Source organism: Streptomyces sp. NPDC002835, assembly GCF_053591995.1.
Genome location: NZ_JBSFUW010000067.1, coordinates 1 through 18,779 on the forward strand (window position 1 = coordinate 1; position 18,779 = coordinate 18,779).

Below are 18,779 nucleotides of genomic sequence, written 5' to 3' on the forward strand. Positions count from 1 at the left end.
TCGCTACGAGAAGCGCGCCTACATCTACCTCGGCACCGTCACCCTCGCGGCCCTCATCATCTGGCTCCGCACATGATCCGAGAAACAGTGCCTAGAAGGTCGATGAAGATCTTGGTGAGGGGCTGTCCGGCCGGGGCCGGATGGCCCCTCTTCGTTATGTGGTGGCTGGGATGAGGTGCCAGGTGTCGTCGAGGCGGGTGAGTCCGAGGTTGATCAGTCGGCGGAGGTTGAGGGCGGCGGCTCGGGTATGGAGCCAGGCGTCGTTCTTGAGGGTGCCGCGGTAGCGGAGTCGGCGGTTGCCGTGGTGGACGAGCCATGCGACGGCGCGTTCGACCGGTGGTCTCCAGCGGCGGTAGTCGGCCTGCCAGTCAGGATCGGTGGCGGCCTGGTGGCGGGCGGCCGCTTGGAGGTCGTGGTGCGGGCGGATGGTCAGGATGCGTCCGGCTTTGGCTTTGGTGCACTGCTCACGCAGGGGGCATCCGGTGCATAAGTCCCCGAAACACGCTTTGCGTTGGTGGTGCTGCCCGCCGGGGTCGGACAGACCCACGGTGTGTCCGGCCGGGCAGGTCACGACGGCGGCTGTGGTGCCGATGGCGAAGTCGTCGAGGGTGAAGCCGCCGGGGACGGCGGGCCGCAGCGGGGCGGGTTTGAGGAACAGCCGGTGCCCGGCCCGGTCCAGGGCCTGGCGGGCGTCCCCGGTGGAGTAGGCGGTGTCGCCGAAGGCGTCCACCGGGGTGTCCTCGTCGGCGAGCAGCTCAAGACCCACGGCGGCCTCATGGTGCTCTGGCCCGGAGCCGGGCCGCAGGGCGACGGCGGTGTATAAGCCGGTCTCGGGCTCGATGGCAAGGTGGGCCTTGAAGCCGTCCTGCTGGTGGCTGCGGGTCTTGTGGACATGCCGGGCTTGCGGATCGACGGTGGAGACCATCCGGTTCGGGACGGTGCCCCGGGTGATGCGCCAGCGTCCGTCGCGGCCGTCGGAGTCCTCGGCGGGCTCGACGTCTTGCCCTGCGACCAGGGCCAGGATGCCCACCGCGTTCGCGGCTTTCTCGCCGAGTTGCTGGTCGGGCAGGTGGCCCAGCAGCCGCAGGGCATCTGTGACCAGCGCGTCGACCAGCTCGGCGCGGGCCTGCTCGTCGTTCCAGGCAATCTTCGGCTTGCCCGGGTCGGTGTAGTCGTGCGCGCCGCACTGGGCAGCGGCGATTGTCTCCGCGCCGGGGACCTCGCGGATCACCGCCCGGACGGCGGCGATGATCTGGGTGACGGTGTCCTGGGTGGCGACCGCGTCGTCCAGCACAGTGGAGTCCAGCGCCCGGCGGTGCTTGCCCTTGAGGACACCGGTTGCCTTCACGACCCCACGCACGGCCTCGAACACGCGGTTCGGGCGGGCGGAACGGGCCAGCCGGCGGCGGAAGTAGGCCAGAAGCGATGGATCGAACGCCATGTCGTGAAGGCCCAGGCCGCATGCGGCCTTCCACCGCAGGTCGCACCGCAGTTCCTGGACCGTCTCGAAGTCCGACAGGCCGTGCAGGGCCTGCAGCGTGATCGCGGCGGCCAGGATCTGCGGCGGCATGCTCGGCCGTCCATTCGCCGACGGGTACATGTCCACGAACATCTCAGCCGGAAACAGCTCGCCACGATGCTCGGCCAGGAACGCGAACACACTCCCTGCCGGAATCAGATCCCGGCAGGTCTCCCACACATCCGGCCCGACGGTCTCGCCGACCCACTCACCCATCGCCACAAGACGAGTCTGGCCCTGCCGCTGACGCGGCAGGGCCAGAACCCAAGATCTTCAGAAGCCTTCTAGGACGGCACCCTCATGAACCTCCTCACCCTCATCACGGGCTCCGTGCCCGGTACCGTCCAGATCACCGCGTACGTCTCCTACGGCACCCGCAAGGAGCTGGACGGCCTCAAGCCGTTCTTCGCACAGCAACGCGCCTGGGCACGCGAGCAGCCCATGGCCTCTACCGCGGGCATGACCCGCCGCGAGGCCGACGCCCGGCGCGTCCTGTGGCAGGACCAAAAGGTCGAACTACGGTACAAGGGGCAGCTGATCGACAGTCTCAACGCGCTGGTGACCGGCGGTCTGTTCCGGGAGCTTGAGAAGCGGGCCTGGAACCGCCAGTGGGACCCCTTCCCGCGCCAGACGCGGGCGCCGGGCCGCTCGCCCGGCTCCCCCAGCGGCGTCTGGCAGGAACCGGTATCCGTCCGTCTGCCCGTCGACCTGGTCAACACCGTGTACGCCGCGTGCTGGCACACGTCCAAGGAAGCCAGGACCCTGCTCGAGGAGTGGAAGCGGCGCCATCCCAAGGCCTGCCCCAACCGGACCTCGCGTCCGGGGTGCGGTGAAGCCGCCCTCGCCGAGTACCGGCAGATCTGCGCGAAGATCACTCACCGGGGAGACGTCTGGCGCGCCGCCGTGCTCAACGGGCTCGGCAGGGCCCGCGCCGCCCAGGACCCGGCCACGGATACGCTGTGAGCAACCTGAACCGGTGTACCCGGTACCGGAAGCGCAACCGGGCCGTTACAGGCCGTGCCGCGGACACGGCTGTGGCAGCCGCAGAGATCGTCAGCCGTCGTCGCTGGCGATCCGTCGGCCGATGCCGGTCCAGATCGGCTCAGCCGATTCCTCGGGAACGGCGCCGGTGAGGCCGTCGAGGTGCTGGATGGCCCTCGCGGATGATGTAGCGGTCGGGGGCGGGGGATTGCAGGTGGCGGCGCAGCGGGTCGGCGTCGAGGTCCTGGCGCTGTAGGGAGCTTGCCCGGCCGCTGGCCCGGGGTGGGCAAAACGCCGGTGGGATCACGGGGTTCATATCCCGAACACGACGTCTTTGACCGGCCAGGCCAGTCCTCTGCGCATGGTGTTCCGGCGTCCTCGCAGTCAGCCGTGGCCGCATGGCATTTGGTCTCCGTCCTGTCGCAGGGCCGTCAGTGTCCCGAGTCCGACGAGCCGGAGGCGGAGGAGTGGCGCAGCCTCAGGCTGTTCGCGGAGCGGGTGCTCGCGGAACTGGAGGATCGAGCCGAGCGATGAGGGTACGGCCGATCCGCTGGAGTTCCTCGTCGTGGTCGATGCTCTGGAACCTGCCGCCGCGTCGAGGCTGGGCCAGTTGCTCCCGGAGCAGGGGCAGGGCCGGTGCCGCAAGAGAGCCCATGCTGTCCAGGCAGGCCACGACGTGGTTGGCCGTCGCGGGATTCTCGGCCATGGCCTGTAGCAGGGCGTTCAGGACGGCCGGTGCCTCAGCCGCACCACCGATCTCCCAGAGCGCGGCCCCGCAATGTACCCGGACCCATTCGTAGTCGTGCGTCAGGAGGTTACGTAGGCGCGGCAAGGCGGCGGAGGCGGGCGGGCCGATCTCACCGAGCAGATCAGCCGCGTCCCTGATCCGGAAGGTGATGCGGTCGTCGAGGAGGTCGAGCAGGAGCGGCATGACCTCGGCCAGGTCACCGCCGACGGCCCACAGCGCGGCGACGGCGGCAGGCCGTACGTGCGCGTTGGTGGCGGTGGTCAGCGGCCGGATCGTGTCCCGTGCGCCGGCTGCCGCCGGGCCGAACGCCCCCAGCGTCTTCAGGGCTGATCGCGTGACGCCGTGCTGCCCATGGTGCACCGCGGCGCCGAGGGTGTTCATCACCACGGGAACCGCGGCCGCCTCGCCCAGCGCGGCCAGGGCGGCCAGGATCGCGTTGGCGCTCATCTCGGTCGACTGGTGGGAGAGGTCGAGCCGGCACAGGTGGTCGCAGAGCCGGGGCACCAACTGGTCTGCCGCCTGCGGCAGATGCTCTGCGACCTGGATCGCACGCCAGGCGTCGACGTCGCTGTCCAGCGCGGTCAGCAGACTCGGCAGCGCGCGTGCGTCGCGGAGGCGTGCCAAGGCCCGGACGGCCTCCTGGTGGCTTCTGCGCAGGCGCGCCTGCGGTGCGGCCCACACGTTCGGGCCGTGTGCTGCGCGTTGGGCGTCGATGTGCGCGGCGAGTGCCTCCCGGGCCGGGGCGGCGATCGGGTGGCAGGACTCCAGGACGGCCGCAGCCTCGGCGGCGACCTCCTGGTCGTCTGTGGTGAGTTGATCGGCGACCAGCAGAAGGAGGCGGGTGTGGTTCCCCCGCCAGGTCTGCATCAGTTCACCGCTCATCCGGACCGCGTCGAGGCGCGAGCCGGGATCCGGGCTGCTCATCTGCTCGGCCAGCAGCGCGGTGCGCTCGGGCACCCGGGCACCCAAAGTTTCGTGGAACGTGCGCAGCAGGACGGTGGTCGGCGCGTACACGCGCGTGTGCCGGTCGAGATCCTCGAAGGCGGCGACGATCTGGGGTGCAACGGTGTCCGTGGCTGCCGGGCGGCTCGGGGCCGGTGCGATCGGCCGCACGGGTATGGCGCGGGCAATCTCGCGCAGCAGGGCGACGGCGGCCGGCAGGACGTCCTCGCCGATCTCTTCCGGGGCGCAGCGGGCCCGTTGGACCAGGGCCGCGAGTTGGGTCGGCGGGCCCTGGGCGGGGTCGGCGGCGAGCCCGGCGAGCCAGTCCATTACCTGGTGCGAGGCCGTCGGCAGGCGCAGTGCCATGGTGGCCGCCGCCTGAACGATCCGCAGCCGCGCCGCGATGCCGGGCTCGGCGGCCAGCCGCTCGCGTAGCACCGCGGCGGCCCGGTCGGCGTCGTCGAGGAAGAGCCCGAGGCCGCCGATCGCGGCCAGGCGCACGTCCGGGTCGTTGTCGCGGGCGAGTGCGGCGAACTCCCCACCCCGCTCGCGTAGAAGGGCGACGGCCTGCGCGCAGCCCGTCGGTGGGTAGTACTCGATCTCGGTGCCGTCGTCCTCGAAGCCCCGCTCGAGGGACTCCCGGCCGATGTTGACCAGCAGCGCGACGACGGCCGGCCGGTCGGGCGTGGCGCCGTCGGCGGCCAGCTCGAAGAGGAAGGGCAGGCTGGCTGCCGTGGGCGGGTACACGCTGCCCTGGTGGTGGAGGGCGCCGTAGAAGCGGTCGAGGGCCTTGCGGCGTTCCTCCGTGTCCAGGGAGCACAACGCCCACAGCAGCGCCGGTACCTCCTCAGCCGAGCCGTATGCGTGCTCCATCGACGCCCAGTCGATGTCATGCAGTCCGTCGAACATGATCAGAACCATTCCAGGCGGCACTGACAGCAGGAGCTGTCCCGGGGCGGGCCTGCGACGCCATCGGCACGGGCTGGGACCGGCGGGGCCATGCGGACTGCGCTGGAAGGGGCGTACGGACAGTGACCGCCGCGAGTGCTGGCTACTCAACGCCGCTCCCTGCCACTCGAGTTCGGGCAGGGACTCCGGTCGAGCCAACAGTATTCGGGCCTCACACGCCTGGACCCAAGGTGCGAAGTCAGTTTCGGGGTGTGTACCAGGGCACGAGGCGCAGCAGGAGGTCGAGGGTGTGGCGGGCTGCGGTGCGTGTGGCGGTGGTGGGGGCGAAGGCTGCGGCGAGGGCGAGGATGGCGGTGATCGCGCCGAGCGTGGCTGTGAGGGCGGCCAGGAGGCTCTTGAGGTGGCCGGGGTGGTGGAGGGCGCCGGCGATGAGGAGGGTGAGGAGCACGGTGGTGAGGGCGGCGGCGGTCCTGGCTCGGAGGCGGGTCCGGTGGCTGGGGAGCATGGTCGGCTAGGTTCCTTGGAGTTGGCGGGTACCGGGTTGTGCTGGGTCCAGTGAGCCAGAGCGGAAATTGTGCCGGAGATGGCACTTCTCGGGGTTGTAATGGTGGGCATGGCACGAGGAGCGCCGAGTCCGGCTGATCTGCAGGTGGTCCATGAACTGGCCGTACGTGGCATGGTGGTGACGGTCAGCCAGTTGGAGAGCTGGCGGCGGGCCGGGCTGCTGCCGCGGCACCGGCGCCGCGGGCTGGGGCGGGGCCGGGGGTCGGTGGTGGACGTGGTCGATCCGGTGGTGGTGGAGAGCGCGGCGGCGCTGGCGCGGCATCTTCGGCAGGGACGTGACCGTCGGCTGGCGGTGCTGGAGTGGTTCGCCGAGGCTGGCATGCCCCCGCAAGCCGACGCGGCGGCGGTGCCGGAGCCGCCGTTGGCCGCCGTGCGCGAGGCGTTGGTGTGGGCGGTGCGGGGGTCGGTGTCGCAGCGGCTGCTGGAGGCCGCCCGGGGCGCGGCCGGGGCCGGCGAGGAAGGAGCGGATGCGCTGTATGCGGCGGCCGGTCGGCTTCTCGCGGCCCGGCCGTACCGCGGGTCAGCGCATCCGGAGGCGGTGCGCACGGCGCTCCTGGCCGATGAGGCGCTGCCTCAGGGGACGGACTTCGCGGGAGTGGTGCACCTGGTCGCCGCGATCGGGCTGGGGGCGGAGGAGGTCGGGGCGGACGCGCTGGCCGAGGCGTTCGCCGCCTGCGGCATGTTCGAGCTGGCGGCCGAGGACTGGGTGCAGATGCTGGGGGCGGCCGAGCGGGGCGAGGGGCCGCCAGTGGACTGGGGGCTGCTCCAGCAGCACGCGGACGGCCTGGAGCAGGTCAGGCAGGCGAGTGACGAGAAGCTGGTGCGAGCGCGGACAGTGCTGACAGGCCTGCGGGGATTCTACGGGCTGTACATGATGCACGGGATCCTCCTGCCGGACACACCGGGACTGGCCGCGCTGCGGGCGCGGATCGACGGACGCGGCCTGGGCCCCTACCTCGATCACGTCATCTCCGTGGGCCCCACGCCCCGGCAGTTCGCCGAGAGCCTCCTGGCCTGTCTCAGTCCGATCCTGGACGAGCTGCACGAGGTGCTCATGGAGCAGCTCGAGGCCGACCCGGCCATCTTCCGCATCCCCGGCGACGAGACCGGCGTGGTCGGCTTCGGCGAGACCCGGATCCGCACGCTGCGCGAGCTGACGAGGGTCGAGAGCGGAGGGCTGGGGCAGGCAGACGAGGCCGCTGAGGTGCTTGCCTAAAAGATCTTGGACCTTTCGGTACCCGTCGGGGGCTGCTCGCGCGATGAACCCGGTGACAGGCAAGTGGGCCGAGGAACGGGGCGGTGGAGAAGGTGCAGGAGTTGCTGATGCCCGAGGGGGTGATCGCCCTCTTGATCATGCTGGTCGCCATCGGGGCGCGTGAGTGGAGGCGGGTGCAGCTGGCCCGTGAGAAGCGCCGCGAGCGCGAGCAGGAGCTGCTGGCGGAGATGGTGGCCGACGTCGCCGGCGGTGAGCGGGAGGTTCAGGTGCACCACGGTGGTGTGGCCGGCACCTGGTCGTTGACGGGCACCATGCCCGCCGGTGCGCTGCACCGGGAAGCCTCCGCTGAGCGCGGGGGGACCGTGGGCGGGCGTTCGATCGCGGCGCGGCGGCGCCGGTGACCCTGCAGGACCATTCCCGCACAGGGCTCGGTCGCGATGCGGCCGAGCCGTGCGGGCCGATCACCGTGGGCCAGGTGGGCGATGAGGCGATGCTCGAGGCCTTCTTCGAAGCGCACCGGGACGGGCTGTTCAGGTTTCTGGCCGGGAAGGCCGGCCGGGATGACGGTGGGGAGCTGTTCAGTCAGGTCTTCGAGCAGTTCTTCGCGTGGTGGCCGGAGCATCCCGAACATCCCAAGCCGGTGGCGACGCTGTATCAGATCGCCCACTGCCGCCTGAACGACCATTTCCGCCGTACCGGACGGGTCCTGACCGTCGAGGCCGATGACCTCGCGAAGGCCGCGGCCAGCGGAAGCAACCGCGACGACCTCGCGGACGTCGTGCGGCGCACCGATCTCGGCGCAGCACTGGCCGAGTTGACCGAGCGCGAGCGGCAGGCCCTGGCGGTGCGCTACGTCGCCGATCTGCCGGTGAAGGACTGCGCCGAAGTCATGGAGGTCGGCATCGACACCATGAAGAAGATCCTGAAGACAGCGTTGCAGAAACTGCGGCAGTCACCCCGCCTGGACGGCTACGACACCGCCCGTACAGCGAAGGAGGCGCACCGGTGAACCCCGAACAGCACCACGACGGTGAGCAGGACGCGTACATCACGCTGAGCACGGGCTCCGGGAAGACGTTCAGCTTCGCCGCGATCATGCAGCGTCTTGAGGGCCGCAGCGTGCAGGAGCGGGACCGGCTGCGAGCGCAGGCCGATGCCGCGGTCCTGGGCCATGAGGCGTACGCGCTGGGCCACGAGTACCTCGAGCGCGGCAACTACATCGCCGCCAAGCGGTGGTTGCGCGTGGCCGCCGACCACAGCGTCCCCGGCGCCGAGCAGGCCCTCGAAGAGATCGACGTAAGGCAGTCGATCGACGGCCTGACCGACCGGTCCACGGACTCCGTCCCGGCAGGCCCGGCGCCCTACCCGACCGTCCCGTCGCATTCCCTCCTGCTCGACAATTGCGGCATCTGGACCTCGACCGTGGAGCATCTGGCCGCGAGCGGCGTGACCGCGGCCGCCCGGGCGGAGGCGCAGCAGATCACAGAGCGGGCCGACCGTGAAGCTGACGAACTCCTGAGCACCGCACGCAGCCAAATGCAGCGGGAACGGGCAGATTTCCGGCGCCGCATGGAGCAGTCCCGCCGCACGATCGCAAAGCTCCTCGGCGAGGCCGAGCAGATGCAGTCAGCGGCCAGTCAGATCCGTGAGGACGCCCACCATGCAGCTGAAGCCCTGCTGAGGAAGGCCGAGCAGCAGGCCCAGTCGATCATCGACGATGCTGGGGCACGGTCCTCTCAGATCGACGCCGGTACACGTCAGGACCTTGCGGCGGACCGGATCCCTTGGTCGGCGAGCATGCTGGCTGCTCGCCTGGGTGCGGCCCGCACGTGGAACTGGCAAGCCCTGCTCTGTGACCCCCCTGAGGCCTGCAGCACGACTGCTGACCATCTGCCGGAGCGCTACACCCCTGACGTGTGCGAAGGGCTACGGCCGCTTCGGCGGCCCGCGAGGGCACCTGGCACACGAGCGGATGCTGCAGCTGTGATGCTGGTTGCCTTCGGTGCGGCTGTGGCGGTGAAGTTGCGAGACCGGCAGCCGGACACAAGCACTTGGGCATCCCTTCAGGCCGTCCCGGCGCTTGCTCTTCATACGGAGGGCCTGGAAGAGAACGTGGTGAGCTTCACGGTCCAGCTAGAGCACGGGGCGCTTGGCCTGGGGACGTGTGCTGCTTGGCCGCAAACAGCCGAACACGTTGTGAGGTTCTCCCTGGTGAACGGTGACTGTGACGAGTAAGGAGAAGGCCAAGCGCCGTATGCGGCGGGCAGTAGTAGCCCTTCCCTCCGTTGCTCCAGTGGCAGCCAAGGGGGTGGGCAGTCCGCCCAGGCACAGCGGCCACCCCGCCACGGGCATGCACGGGTCACCCCGGCCAGGTTCGACTCAGGTCGCGGCGCGGGCCGGACAGTCAGGTGAAGGCGGGGGCGGGGTCTTCGGCGGTCCAGTCGCCGTCGAAGAGGGCGGCAACGAGGCTCTCGTGCTCTTCGAGGAGCTGGCCGGCGCGGTGCTTGGTGCGCATCTTGGCGAACCAGGGGCCGATCTTGACGGTGTCGCCGTCGACGGTGATCGTCTCGCGGGCCGTGGGGGCGCGGCGTTCGCGGTGGAGGAAGAGTTCGAGGAGCTGGACGGTCTGGGCGAAGGTGCGCCGGGTCGAGGGGCGCGGGACCAAGCTCGTGGTGGCCGGTGTGAGGTCGAGGGCTTCGAGGAGCGTGCGCTGGCCGGTGTCGAGGGCGGTCCAGCTGCCGAGTTGGCGGGTGGTCCAGCTGCCGAGGTTGGCGCTGCCGACGGCGGTCTCGGGGGTCAACGGGCGACCGGTTTCGAGGTGGCGGCGCAGGAGGTGGTATTTGCGGTGCCAGTCCGGGCCATAGGGAAGGCGCCAGTGAGGGTCGATGGCTTCGAGGTCGGCGGTGCGGGCGGGGGCAAGTCGGTCGTGGGCGGCGAGGTGGCGCTGTTCGGCGAGCCAGGCGCCGACCGGGGTGGTGGCAGGTGCGGCAAGGTGGCCGTGCGCTTGGTGGTAGTCGGCCACGGTGGTGAGGCGGGCGCGCCAGGCGGCGTCGTGCTTGTCCCAGATCATGCCGAGCACGTCGAGTTCGGCGGTCCACTCCGCCTCGAGGCGGCCGGCGGTGTGCGCGTCCCGCATAGAAGTGATGAAGCGGCCCAGTTCGAAGCCGACGGGATCGACGTGGTGGGCGGGGACGTCGAGGTGGCCGTAGGCGTCGTGGAACGCCTGGGCGGAGGCGAGGCCTTCGCGTCGGGTGCGTGAGAGGGGGCCGCGGGGGTTGAACGCGATCAGGTCCATGGCGCGGGCGATGCGTTCGGGGTGGAGGGTGAAGTCGAAGTGCCAGCGTTTCATCACCAGCGCGCTGGTCTCCTGGGGCAGGCGGTTGGCCTTGCTCGGCAGGCGCTCGAGGATGCGATGGTCATGGCCGGCCAGAGCGGTGGTGATGGCCCAGACCGGTTCAAAGGCGGTGCCGAGGATGTTCTCGGGGTCGGCACCGGGCGGGAGGTAGACGGGGACGAGCAGGGAGGCAGTCTTGCCGGAGACGTCCAGGCGCAGGGCGCGGCCCAGTGCCTGGACACAGCGGACGATGCTGCGGGTGGGGTCGGCGAAGACGACCGCGTCAACGCTGGGGATGTCGACGCCCTCGGCGATCACTTTGGCGTTTGTCAGGATCGCGCAGCGGGCCGCGGCGAACCCGGTGAAGGCGTCAGCGCGTTCGGCGGGGGTGTGCTCGCCGTGGACGAAGAACAACTGCGGGTCGGTGTCCGGGCACAGGTGGGGGGCGGTGCGGCGGAGCAGGCGCAGGGTGTGGCCGAGCTCGCGGGTGAAGCGGGTGGCGTCCTCGACCAGGTGGAAGTACACCAGCACCCGCTTCAGGCCGTGCTGGGTCATGGCCTTGAGGACGGCCAGGTGCAGAGCGGTCGTGCGCAGCGCCCCCTCCCCCACCTCGCCGCCGCCGCTGTCGTCGTGGGTGGTGGTGCCGGGGGCGGGGAGGTTGAGCAGGGCGCGCAGGTCGGCGTCGCTGACCGTGGGGACCACGATCCGGTAGTCCGCCGCCCGGCCGTCGGCGATCGCTGTCGCGAGAGGGTAGTCGTGGACGAGCTTGCCGTAGGCGGCCTCGTTGTCCATCGAGTTGGCGGACCCCTCGGCCGTCTCGCCGGCGGTGCGGTAGTCGCGCGGTCGGACCAGGCTGGCGGACTCCGAGATCTCGGGGGCGGCGAAGCTGCGCGGGGTGGCGGTCATGTAGAGGCGGCGGTCCGCGCGGATGGCTGCGGCGTCGTTGACGATCGCCCATTTCTTGTCCGCCCGGCCGGCGATCCGGTGAGCCTCGTCCATCACCGCCAGGTCGAACGCCGGGACCTGGCGGCCGGTGTGCTGGGCATCGCGGATCTTGTCCAGGGAGTCGTAGGTGCACACCACGGTCAAGAACGGGATCTGGTCCGGCCCCTCCCCCACCACCGACAACAGGGCGGCGAGGGCGGCGGTGCTGCTGGTCGAGCCGACCTGCGCGGCCGCAAGCTGGTCGTGGCCGGCGGTGTCCATCGAGGAGACGATGATCATGTGACGGGTGTAGCCGTCCGCTCGCCACGCCAGCGCGGTCTGGGCCGCCAGATCCAGCGTCGGCACGACCACCAGCGTCAACCGTGCGCCGAGCGCGAGCGCGACCCGGACCGCGACCAGCGTCTTGCCCGTCCCCGTCGCCGACACATACAGCCCTCGAGAACCCACGCGCCGCAGATGCCGCACCGCACTGTCCCGCCCCCGGACCTGGTCGGGAAACAAAGACCGAACGGGCTCATGGGACACCACGGCATCGACGATGGCGGTACTCACCGGCCCATCATCACCCACCTGCAACAGCCCTGCGGCCGAACCCGGCAGGCAGTCACCAGGGCTGCCAATCCCGCTGCTCATGCTCCGCCAGGCGGCAAGGGGGCGCACCGGACAACACGTCGACGGATACGCGGATGGGTGGCGGAACACGGCGGTGGGCTCGTATAGAGCGTAAAGGGGGACGCGCCCTCTGTGGGTCGTTCGGCGGGCTGGAGTTTCGGTGGTGCGCACGGCGGGCCTTGCGCGCCCGCGGGTGTGGCCGGTCCGTGAAACACATGGTCTGCGGCCTGCGGAGATGAGCGTGTGGCCTGTGTACGTCCCCCTGACGGGTCGCCGGGCGTGGCTGGATTGGCGTGCGGCCGGGCTGTCACCATCAGCGCACGAGGTGCCGCACGCTGCCTTTGCGGGCAAGGAAGTCCTTGCCCTGCCCTTCCATGGTGTTGCAGCTGCCGCACAGCGGGCCTCGAATCAGGCCGTGCTCGTGGCAGTGGTCCCAGACGGCAGCGGGCCGCGCCGGATCGCACATCGCGCACAGGAAGTCTTCGGCCCGCGGCCCCCTTTCGCGAAGGCGGGCGTAGGCGACGCCCTCAGCTCCTGACGGTAGCTGCGCAGGCCGGCGGCCGCGCACGCAGGGCACAGCACCTTCCAACCGCTGGTGGTCGGCGTGTGCCAGGACGAGTCCTCGCTGTGGGTACCCCAGCCGCTGCAGGCCTGAACGGCGGTGCGCAGCCTCGTCTCGTTCTCCTCCCGCGCTGGAGCAGGGCTGCTGGAGTGAGTCCACAGGGCAGAGCCCATCCAGGAGTGCCGCGTCGGCAGAATGGCGGTCCGCAGGAGCAGCCGTTCTCGTTGCACTCGGCATCAGCTGCGCTGCGGATCACGCGGAGAATCTGCGCGCGCCAGTTGGCATCTCCCGAGGCCGCATCCGCCTGGGTCCGGTCCCCCAGCCGCGGGTCGATGAGGTCCTCAGGATCCCAGGGCAGTGCCGCAATCGCACGTCCCGCAATCACCGAGATGCAGCCGCAGATCACCAAGTGGTTCGACCGCGACGTGTGGACCGCCGCAGTCAACGAGGCAGACACTTCACTGCCCGTTAGGGCTTGCCGAGCCGAGTGAACCGGCGGCCCCGCCCGGCACTGCCCGGCGCCCGAACCTGAGGGCGAAAGCACCAGCGGTTATGTCCTCGCGCTTAACCACTGCCGCCTTCGGTCAACGGCTCTGGTGCGTGAACCAGTTGTGTGTGCGGGCCACGTCCCGCAGATAGGAGGCGTCGGCGTGAAGCGCCGAGCGTTCGGCTGCTCCGACAGCTGCCAGAACCCATTCGACGGGGTAGTCGAACGAGGCGTCGAGGATGGCGGCAACGGCGTCGGGGGCGTGGTTGAGGACCCCGCTGCGTACGACGGGAGGCGGCCCGGAAGGCCTTGCCGTGTAGGGGCCGTAGGCCTTCAGTCCCTCCAGTAGGTGAGGCGAGGGGGTTTGTGACATCCGCTCGCTCAGGGCGCGCATGGCTGGCCAGGCGGAGGTGCCATAGCGAGCCATGTCGATCAGCGTCGAGTCGTCCAGGGCGGCGAGCCGGTGGCTGCGCAGGTAATGGGTGAGGAGGTTGAGGGTGGCCAGGCTCCGGTCGGCTGCGGTGTTCAGGATGGCTTCCTGCAACGGCCGTGCGAAGGGCATGGCGCCGAGGCGGCTGGAGCTCATACGCAGTGCGGTCAGCGTCTCGTCCGGGAGCTTACTGACGGCGTCGTCCACGTGTTCAAGGTGATCGAGGAGTGTGTTCTGGGTGGCGGTGCTGAGCAGGGCCAGCACCCATGCCGCGCGCGACAGCGGGTCGGTGTAGGCGGTGAAGGCGTTCGTCCACCACATGGGGTCCGCGCGGTTGCGGCGTGTCTCTTGGAGCAGGCGCCCGTAGTCGGGGTTGGGGCCGAAGCACTCGGAGTCCCGGGTGAGGTCTCCTCCTGTCAGGAACGTCTTGGGGTCGGCGGCGGCTCCGATGATGGCGATCTCGGCGGCCAGCCAGCACGGTCCGAACAGTTCGCTGACGGTGCGGGCGGTGTTGCCCCAGATCGAGGTGGTGCTGAACTGGCCTGTGGTGTTCTTCGACTTCTGCTGCAGGAGGGCGAAGCGGGGGTCTCTGTCGCGGAGGCGGCGGAATGCGCCTTGCCGGTGGTGCTGGGGGCTCCAGGCGGTCTCTCGGCCGCTTGAGACTTCCGGCAGTGCTTTGAGCAGATAGTGGTCGGGGTGGAGCACGCGCAGCACGTCTCCCGCGTAGCCGGGACAGGGCCGCGGAATATCGCTGGCGTGGCCGTCGAGGACGGCGCGGAGCAGTGCGTGTTCTGCCGGGGAGCCGGGTTCGGCTACGGCTCCGGCGGCGAGGGCTGCGGCTGCGGTGGTCGGGTCGGCCAGGGCGAGGCGGTTCACGACTGTCGAGCCGGCGCGGTAGAGGCTCAGGGCGGGTGCGGCAATGGCCAGCCAGGCGCGTTCGTGACCGGTGCCGGCCGCGGTCAGCATGTGTGGCTGCCACCACGCGTCGAACTCCGCAGGGTCGTCCAGATGCGATGCGAGCTGGATGCGTTCGGCTGTCGCGCGGGAGGCGGGTTCCTTGGCGACGAGGGCTCTCAGCTTGGCAGCGAGGTGATGTCCGCCGCGGTCTCCGGCGATCTCCGGGAGGTCCTGGTTTTGGATGAGGCTGTGGTGGACGAGGCGGACGCTCAGGTCGTCGAGGAAGAGTTCCGCTGCCCGGTTCTGTGAGCGCTTACGTCCGATGAACACGCCGTCGGCCAGCAAGTTCCAGGCGGCGATGCGAGCCTGGCTGGGGTGTGAGTGGGTGTCGCGTTCTTCCTCCAGCGCCTCGACCATACCGCCGAGTTCGTTGGGGTTGGCGAATCCGGCGTAGAAGCGCAGGGTGTTGAGCCAGTAGCCACGCCGGACCAGATTGCGCAGGACGTCGCCGGTGTCAAAGCCCCGCTGGTCGGCACCTGCGTACTCGTAGAGGTAGCGGGCTGCGAAGTACTCACGCAGCGGCTGGACGTCGAACTCGAAGGTTCCCTGCACTTTGCTTGTGAGGGCCCAGACGCGGTCGGTGACGGCGGTGAACAAGTCGTTGAACATCGACTCGTCCTTCTCGACGTCGAAGAGGTAGTTCATGATGGCTTTGAGCAGCTCGCGAGTGGGCATCTGACCGTTGCCGCTTTCCGCTTCGGCCCGTGCCTGAAGGTGCCATCCCAGGAAAGCCGTGACTTCTTCCAGGTCGGCGCGGTGCTCGTGGACCGTCGCCGTCTTTTCCGCTTCCCTGTCCAGGAAGGTCTCCATGTAGGAGGTGTAGAGCGCAGTGCGGTTGTTGGGCACGGAGTTGGCGCGTCGCTGCATGAGGAAGAGCAGGATCGTCAGCTGCATGGGGTTGTCGGCCAGCTGGGCGATGTGCGGCTCTGCGGAGCGCTGCTTGAAGGTACGTTCCAGTTCGGCCAGATCGGGGCCTGATATGCCTCGGGCGCGGGCCCACTTGTGCAGGTAGGTGTTGCGCAGTTCGGGGCTGAGACGGGTCAGTGTGATGGTTTCGAACAGTCCCCCGGACGGTTCGGCCAGCTCTGCCGCGTTGGGCCGAGTGGTGACGACGAGCTGGGCATTGAGGGCGGTACGCAACCGGGCGGCAAAGCTGTCGATCTCGCTGACGACGCGTTTACGCGTGCTGGGGCTGGCGACTTCGTCGAGTCCGTCGAGGACCACCAGGACGGGGAGCCGGGCAAGGAGGTCGTTGACTGTCGTGGCGTCGGCGGGCAGACCTCCGCCGTGGGCGGTGAGGAACACGGCGAGGAAGTGCTCGAGCTGTCCGTCGCGGCGCAGGCGCTTCCTGGCGGTCGCCGTGTAGTCGGCGAATGGGTCCTGCCCTGCCAGCCAGGCCGCGTAGTCGTGCAGGTCGATGCGCAGGGCGATGCGGGGGTCAGCCAGCTGCTCCTGTTCGCTGGAGCCGTCGGCAGGCTCGTCGGTTTCGTTGAGGTAGGCCGCACGGTGGCGCTGGCAGAGGTACTGGCTGAGGGTTGACTTGCCCTGGCCGGGTTCGCCGCGCACCAGGGTGAACGGGCGGTCGGCTCGCAGCAGGTAGCGTGCGGCGCCCGCTGATTCGGCGGGGTCCTGGCCGAGCTCCAGCTGTACAGGCAAGGACCGACGGAGGTTGCCCGGCTCAGAGACACGGGTGGCCCCGACGTCAATGAACAGGTCGTCAAGGTTGTGGGTGGTCAGTTCGACCTGCTTGAATTTGACCTTGGAGTCTTCCTCCCACTGCGTGGCAATCACCTTCATCACCAGGGTCCGCAGCTCCTGGTCCTGGGTCGCCGCCTGGGCGCCGTGGATGAAGTACCGCACCAGGTCGTGGCCAGCCAGCATGTCGGAGTAGGCCCACTTCAGTTCGGTGGGCGCAGCGTCAACGCGCGCATCGACGTCCGAGCGCCACCACACGTGCATCGGGATACCGAAGTCACGTGAGTGCAGGGCGAGTTCGGCGTCCAAGCGGTCCATGCTGCCCCGGCCGGGGACGGCTGTGCCGGCAACGGAGGTGATGAGCACGTACCGGGTTGCGCCGGCGAGTACCAGTCGGCGGATGTTGTCCGCTTCCTCCTTCACCGCTGCGCTGAGCCAGGAGACCGGATTCTGCGCGGGCTTGCTGGTCCATTTCACCTGGTAGACGAGGGCTTCGGTGCCGTCGGTGCGGGTCATGTCCCGGCCGCCGTCGGAGTGCCCAACCGGGTAGCAGCGGGCCTCGGGGTAGAGATGTGCAAGGAGGGCTGCGCACAGACGCTGGAAGTGCTTCTCCGTCAGCCGCTCGTAGAGGTAGTTGCCCAGTCCCGTGCTGGCGTCTCTCACGCTGAATCCCCCGACTCGAACTCCCTGTGCATGTACAGAAAAGACAAGCCTAAACGGCACCTGTGACAACGACACGCGGTGAAGTGCGGGAGATCTGGCCGATCCGCCGCACAGCGTGCTGTTCGCTATCGGCAGTATCACCGAGGTGATCTCCCAGCATCCCGCACCTGGCGTGAACCCTGGCCAGCCTGAACCGCGCGAGACGGGCCGCGTGGTCCTGGCGTATACGCTTCTTTTCGCTACTGAGGTTGAACTCGTGATGTCGCTGGGTTGCTCAGGTGGGTCTGATGGTCAGGCCGGTCTCGGCGAGGCAGCCGTCTATGAGGTGGCTGCGGTACTGGATGTGGCGTAGGCCGTGTCGGATGCGCTGGACGAGGTGTTCGGGGGTGGAGAAGGCGACGTTGGAGAGCCAGCCGCGTCGCAGGAGGGACCAGATCCCTTCGACGGGGTTGAGGTCGGGTGCGTAGGGCGGCAGGTAGTAGATCGTCAGCCAGTCCCGGGAGGCGGCGAACTCCCGCAGGCCGGCGGCCTTGTGGACGTTGAGGATGCCCCTATGTTGCGTCAAGCGGCAGAAGACGAGGCAGCAAGGGCCGACGGCGGCTGGATGTGACGGTAGATCTCGCGAGCGACGTAGCGTTTGAGACAGCGGATGATCTCGCGTTTCGACATGCCCTGTTTCGTGCGTCGTTCGAGGTAGTGACGGGTGCGGGCATCACGGCGGATGCGGGTCACCACGATGCGGTAGAGGGCGGCGTTGGCCTGCCGGTTGCCTCCGCGGTTGAGCCTCCGGCGCTGGGTCTTTCCGGAAGACTGCTCGACAGGGCTGACGCCGCACAGAGCGGCGAATGATGCCTCGCTGGCCAACCGTTCCGGGTTGTCGCCGGCGGCGATCAGCAGGGCAGCGGCACTGTCGGGCCCGACGCCGATGATGTCCAGGAGCTGCGGATGGCAGCGACGGACGGCCTTGCTAACCCGGCGGGCGAGCTCCTTCACCTCGGCGGTCAGCTGCTGGATGCGCCGGGCCAGCAACCGGAGCGTGAAGACGGCAGCATCGCTGGCGTCGGGAAGGTCGGCGCACCTGGCGATCAGGGCCGTGTTGCTGAGCTTGGACAGTGCCTCGCGCAGCGCGGGATCGACACCGAGCAGCACGGCCTTGAGCTGGTTCTTGGCCTGCGTGCGGGCCTTGACGGCCGACTCCTTCGCCAGTCGCAGTACGCGCATGTCGGCCGCCGGGCCCTCGCCGGTCTTGGGCGTGACGTCAGCGCGTCCGGACAGGACCGCGCGGGCGGCGGCCTCCGCATCGACGGCGTCGGTCTTGCCGCGCTTGCGGCGCAGGGCGCGGTCGGGCTGATTGACCTCGACGACCTGGACGTTCTCCCGGCTCAGGAAGCGTGCCAGGGCCGCTCCGTAGGATCCGGTGCACTCCACACCGGCTCGGCGCAGGGCACCGAATGCGCGTGCCCAGGCCAGGAGTTGGTGGTATCCGGCGGCGGTGGTCGGGAACTGCTGGTGGGCCAGGAGCGCCCCGAGGGGGGTGACCACGGCGGCGACATGTACGTCCTTGTGGGTGTCCACCCCCAGGATCACGTCCTCGGCCAGCGGTTCTTCTCGCTGTGCGGGCAGAGTCGGCTGGGGCATGCTGGTGATGGTCACGCGGCTCCTCGATCGGCACGGGGGCTGTGGCCGACGTCGGGCCGGTGGGCGGTCAGAACTGTGACGGTGCCTTGTGCGGCAAGGCCCCTATCGGGACACGCCCGCCGGTCCGGCGGCAGCAAGCACCGCCTGGGACCACAGGCCGACAGATCCTCAACAAGGCAGCCTGGGCCAGTTGTCCCACGGGTCAGACCCTGGCCCCAGACGGTGCCCCACGAGTCTCACAGTTGTCCCAGATGAGCACGATCGGGCCGCCGAGCTGCTGGTGGGCGGCGATCAGCAGGTCCCGGTAGTCGCGCCAGGAGAAGCTTTTGCGGCCGTCGCGTCGGCCGTCGTCCCGGCGTGGCCGGTAGATCAGCCGGGACCTGTGGCCGGGTTTGTAGCAGGTCAGCGCCGCGATGGATATGCGTCTGCGGGAACGGCCACGGACACGCACCACCGGGGTCCGGCCGCGCTGTGACCAGGTCTTGGCCTGCGGCGGCGTCATGGAGAATCCGGCTTCGTCCTCGAAGACGAGCCAGGCTCCACGGGCCGCCGCGAGTCTTCCGCGCAGGGCCATACC

At 69.6% G+C, this 18,779-nt stretch carries 12 protein-coding genes and 2 pseudogenes; 5 read left to right on the top strand and 9 right to left on the bottom strand.

What is annotated here, in order from left to right; translation table 11 throughout:
- Positions 1-154: 154 nt before the first annotated feature.
- On the bottom strand, positions 155-1,735 hold the full coding sequence (locus tag ACWD01_RS35595; RefSeq protein WP_451167916.1) for an IS1182 family transposase: 1,581 nt from the start codon (positions 1,733-1,735) through the stop codon (positions 155-157).
- An 84-nt stretch (positions 1,736-1,819) separates the two neighbouring features.
- On the opposite strand from ACWD01_RS35595, the gene ACWD01_RS35600 reads away from it, so the two are divergent.
- A complete protein-coding gene (locus tag ACWD01_RS35600) occupies positions 1,820-2,482 on the top strand; it encodes a hypothetical protein (RefSeq protein ID WP_451167917.1) in 663 nt (220 codons plus the stop codon).
- A gap of 496 nt (positions 2,483-2,978) precedes the next feature.
- Here the strand turns inward: ACWD01_RS35600 and ACWD01_RS35605 are convergent, their stop codons facing one another.
- Both ACWD01_RS35605 and ACWD01_RS35610 read right to left on the bottom strand, forming a co-directional pair.
- Entirely contained in the window at positions 2,979-5,099 is a 2,121-nt protein-coding gene (locus ACWD01_RS35605; RefSeq protein WP_451167919.1) for a HEAT repeat domain-containing protein, read from the bottom strand.
- A gap of 238 nt (positions 5,100-5,337) precedes the next feature.
- Complete coding sequence (locus tag ACWD01_RS35610) at positions 5,338-5,604, bottom strand: hypothetical protein (protein WP_451167921.1); 267 nt, start codon at positions 5,602-5,604, stop codon at positions 5,338-5,340.
- 108 nt (positions 5,605-5,712) lie between these two features.
- Between ACWD01_RS35610 and ACWD01_RS35615 the strand changes: the two genes are divergently transcribed.
- From ACWD01_RS35615 to ACWD01_RS35630, 4 genes are all read left to right on the top strand, one after another.
- Positions 5,713-6,879 (top strand): hypothetical protein, encoded by a 1,167-nt coding sequence (locus ACWD01_RS35615; protein ID WP_451167923.1) that lies wholly within the window; start codon positions 5,713-5,715, stop codon positions 6,877-6,879.
- A gap of 83 nt (positions 6,880-6,962) precedes the next feature.
- Positions 6,963-7,280 carry a hypothetical protein gene (locus ACWD01_RS35620; protein WP_451167925.1) on the top strand — a complete coding sequence of 106 codons (318 nt, stop codon included), beginning with the start codon at positions 6,963-6,965 and terminating at the stop codon, positions 7,278-7,280.
- Positions 7,277-7,888 (top strand): RNA polymerase sigma factor, encoded by a 612-nt coding sequence (locus ACWD01_RS35625; protein WP_451167926.1) that lies wholly within the window; start codon positions 7,277-7,279, stop codon positions 7,886-7,888. The genes ACWD01_RS35620 and ACWD01_RS35625 overlap by 4 nt, the downstream gene beginning before the upstream one ends.
- Positions 7,885-9,114 carry a hypothetical protein gene (locus tag ACWD01_RS35630; protein WP_451167928.1) on the top strand — a complete coding sequence of 410 codons (1,230 nt, stop codon included), beginning with the start codon at positions 7,885-7,887 and terminating at the stop codon, positions 9,112-9,114. The genes ACWD01_RS35625 and ACWD01_RS35630 overlap by 4 nt, the downstream gene beginning before the upstream one ends.
- Before the next feature lie 169 nt (positions 9,115-9,283).
- Here ACWD01_RS35630 and ACWD01_RS35635 read toward each other — a convergent pair whose 3' ends face one another.
- The 6 genes and pseudogenes from ACWD01_RS35635 to ACWD01_RS35660 form a co-directional block, all read right to left on the bottom strand.
- Positions 9,284-11,728, bottom strand: a complete 2,445-nt coding sequence (locus tag ACWD01_RS35635; protein ID WP_451167930.1) for a Helicase associated domain protein — start codon at positions 11,726-11,728, stop codon at positions 9,284-9,286.
- A gap of 355 nt (positions 11,729-12,083) precedes the next feature.
- On the bottom strand, positions 12,084-12,569 hold the full coding sequence (locus ACWD01_RS35640) for an endonuclease domain-containing protein (protein WP_451167932.1): 486 nt from the start codon (positions 12,567-12,569) through the stop codon (positions 12,084-12,086).
- Between the two features lie 347 nt (positions 12,570-12,916).
- Complete coding sequence (locus ACWD01_RS35645) at positions 12,917-16,564, bottom strand: NACHT domain-containing protein (protein WP_451167933.1); 3,648 nt, start codon at positions 16,562-16,564, stop codon at positions 12,917-12,919.
- A gap of 274 nt (positions 16,565-16,838) precedes the next feature.
- A pseudogene (locus tag ACWD01_RS35650) lies at positions 16,839-17,108 on the bottom strand (transposase); the annotation flags it as partial.
- Positions 17,109-17,125: 17 nt separating this feature from the next.
- Positions 17,126-18,211 (bottom strand): IS110 family transposase, encoded by a 1,086-nt coding sequence (locus ACWD01_RS35655; RefSeq protein ID WP_451167935.1) that lies wholly within the window; start codon positions 18,209-18,211, stop codon positions 17,126-17,128.
- A 214-nt stretch (positions 18,212-18,425) separates the two neighbouring features.
- Positions 18,426-18,779, bottom strand: a pseudogene (locus ACWD01_RS35660) (IS630 family transposase); the annotation flags it as partial.

Coding starts and splice junctions, on each gene's coding strand:
- ACWD01_RS35610 (WP_451167921.1), bottom strand. CDS start 5,604: ATGCTCCCCAGCCACCGGACCCGCCTCCGAGCCAGGACCGCCGCCGCC.
- ACWD01_RS35600 (WP_451167917.1), top strand. CDS start 1,820: ATGAACCTCCTCACCCTCATCACGGGCTCCGTGCCCGGTACCGTCCAG.
- ACWD01_RS35615 (WP_451167923.1), top strand. CDS start 5,713: ATGGCACGAGGAGCGCCGAGTCCGGCTGATCTGCAGGTGGTCCATGAA.
- ACWD01_RS35595 (WP_451167916.1), bottom strand. CDS start 1,735: ATGGGTGAGTGGGTCGGCGAGACCGTCGGGCCGGATGTGTGGGAGACC.
- ACWD01_RS35640 (WP_451167932.1), bottom strand. CDS start 12,569: ATGCCGAGTGCAACGAGAACGGCTGCTCCTGCGGACCGCCATTCTGCC.
- ACWD01_RS35605 (WP_451167919.1), bottom strand. CDS start 5,099: ATGTTCGACGGACTGCATGACATCGACTGGGCGTCGATGGAGCACGCA.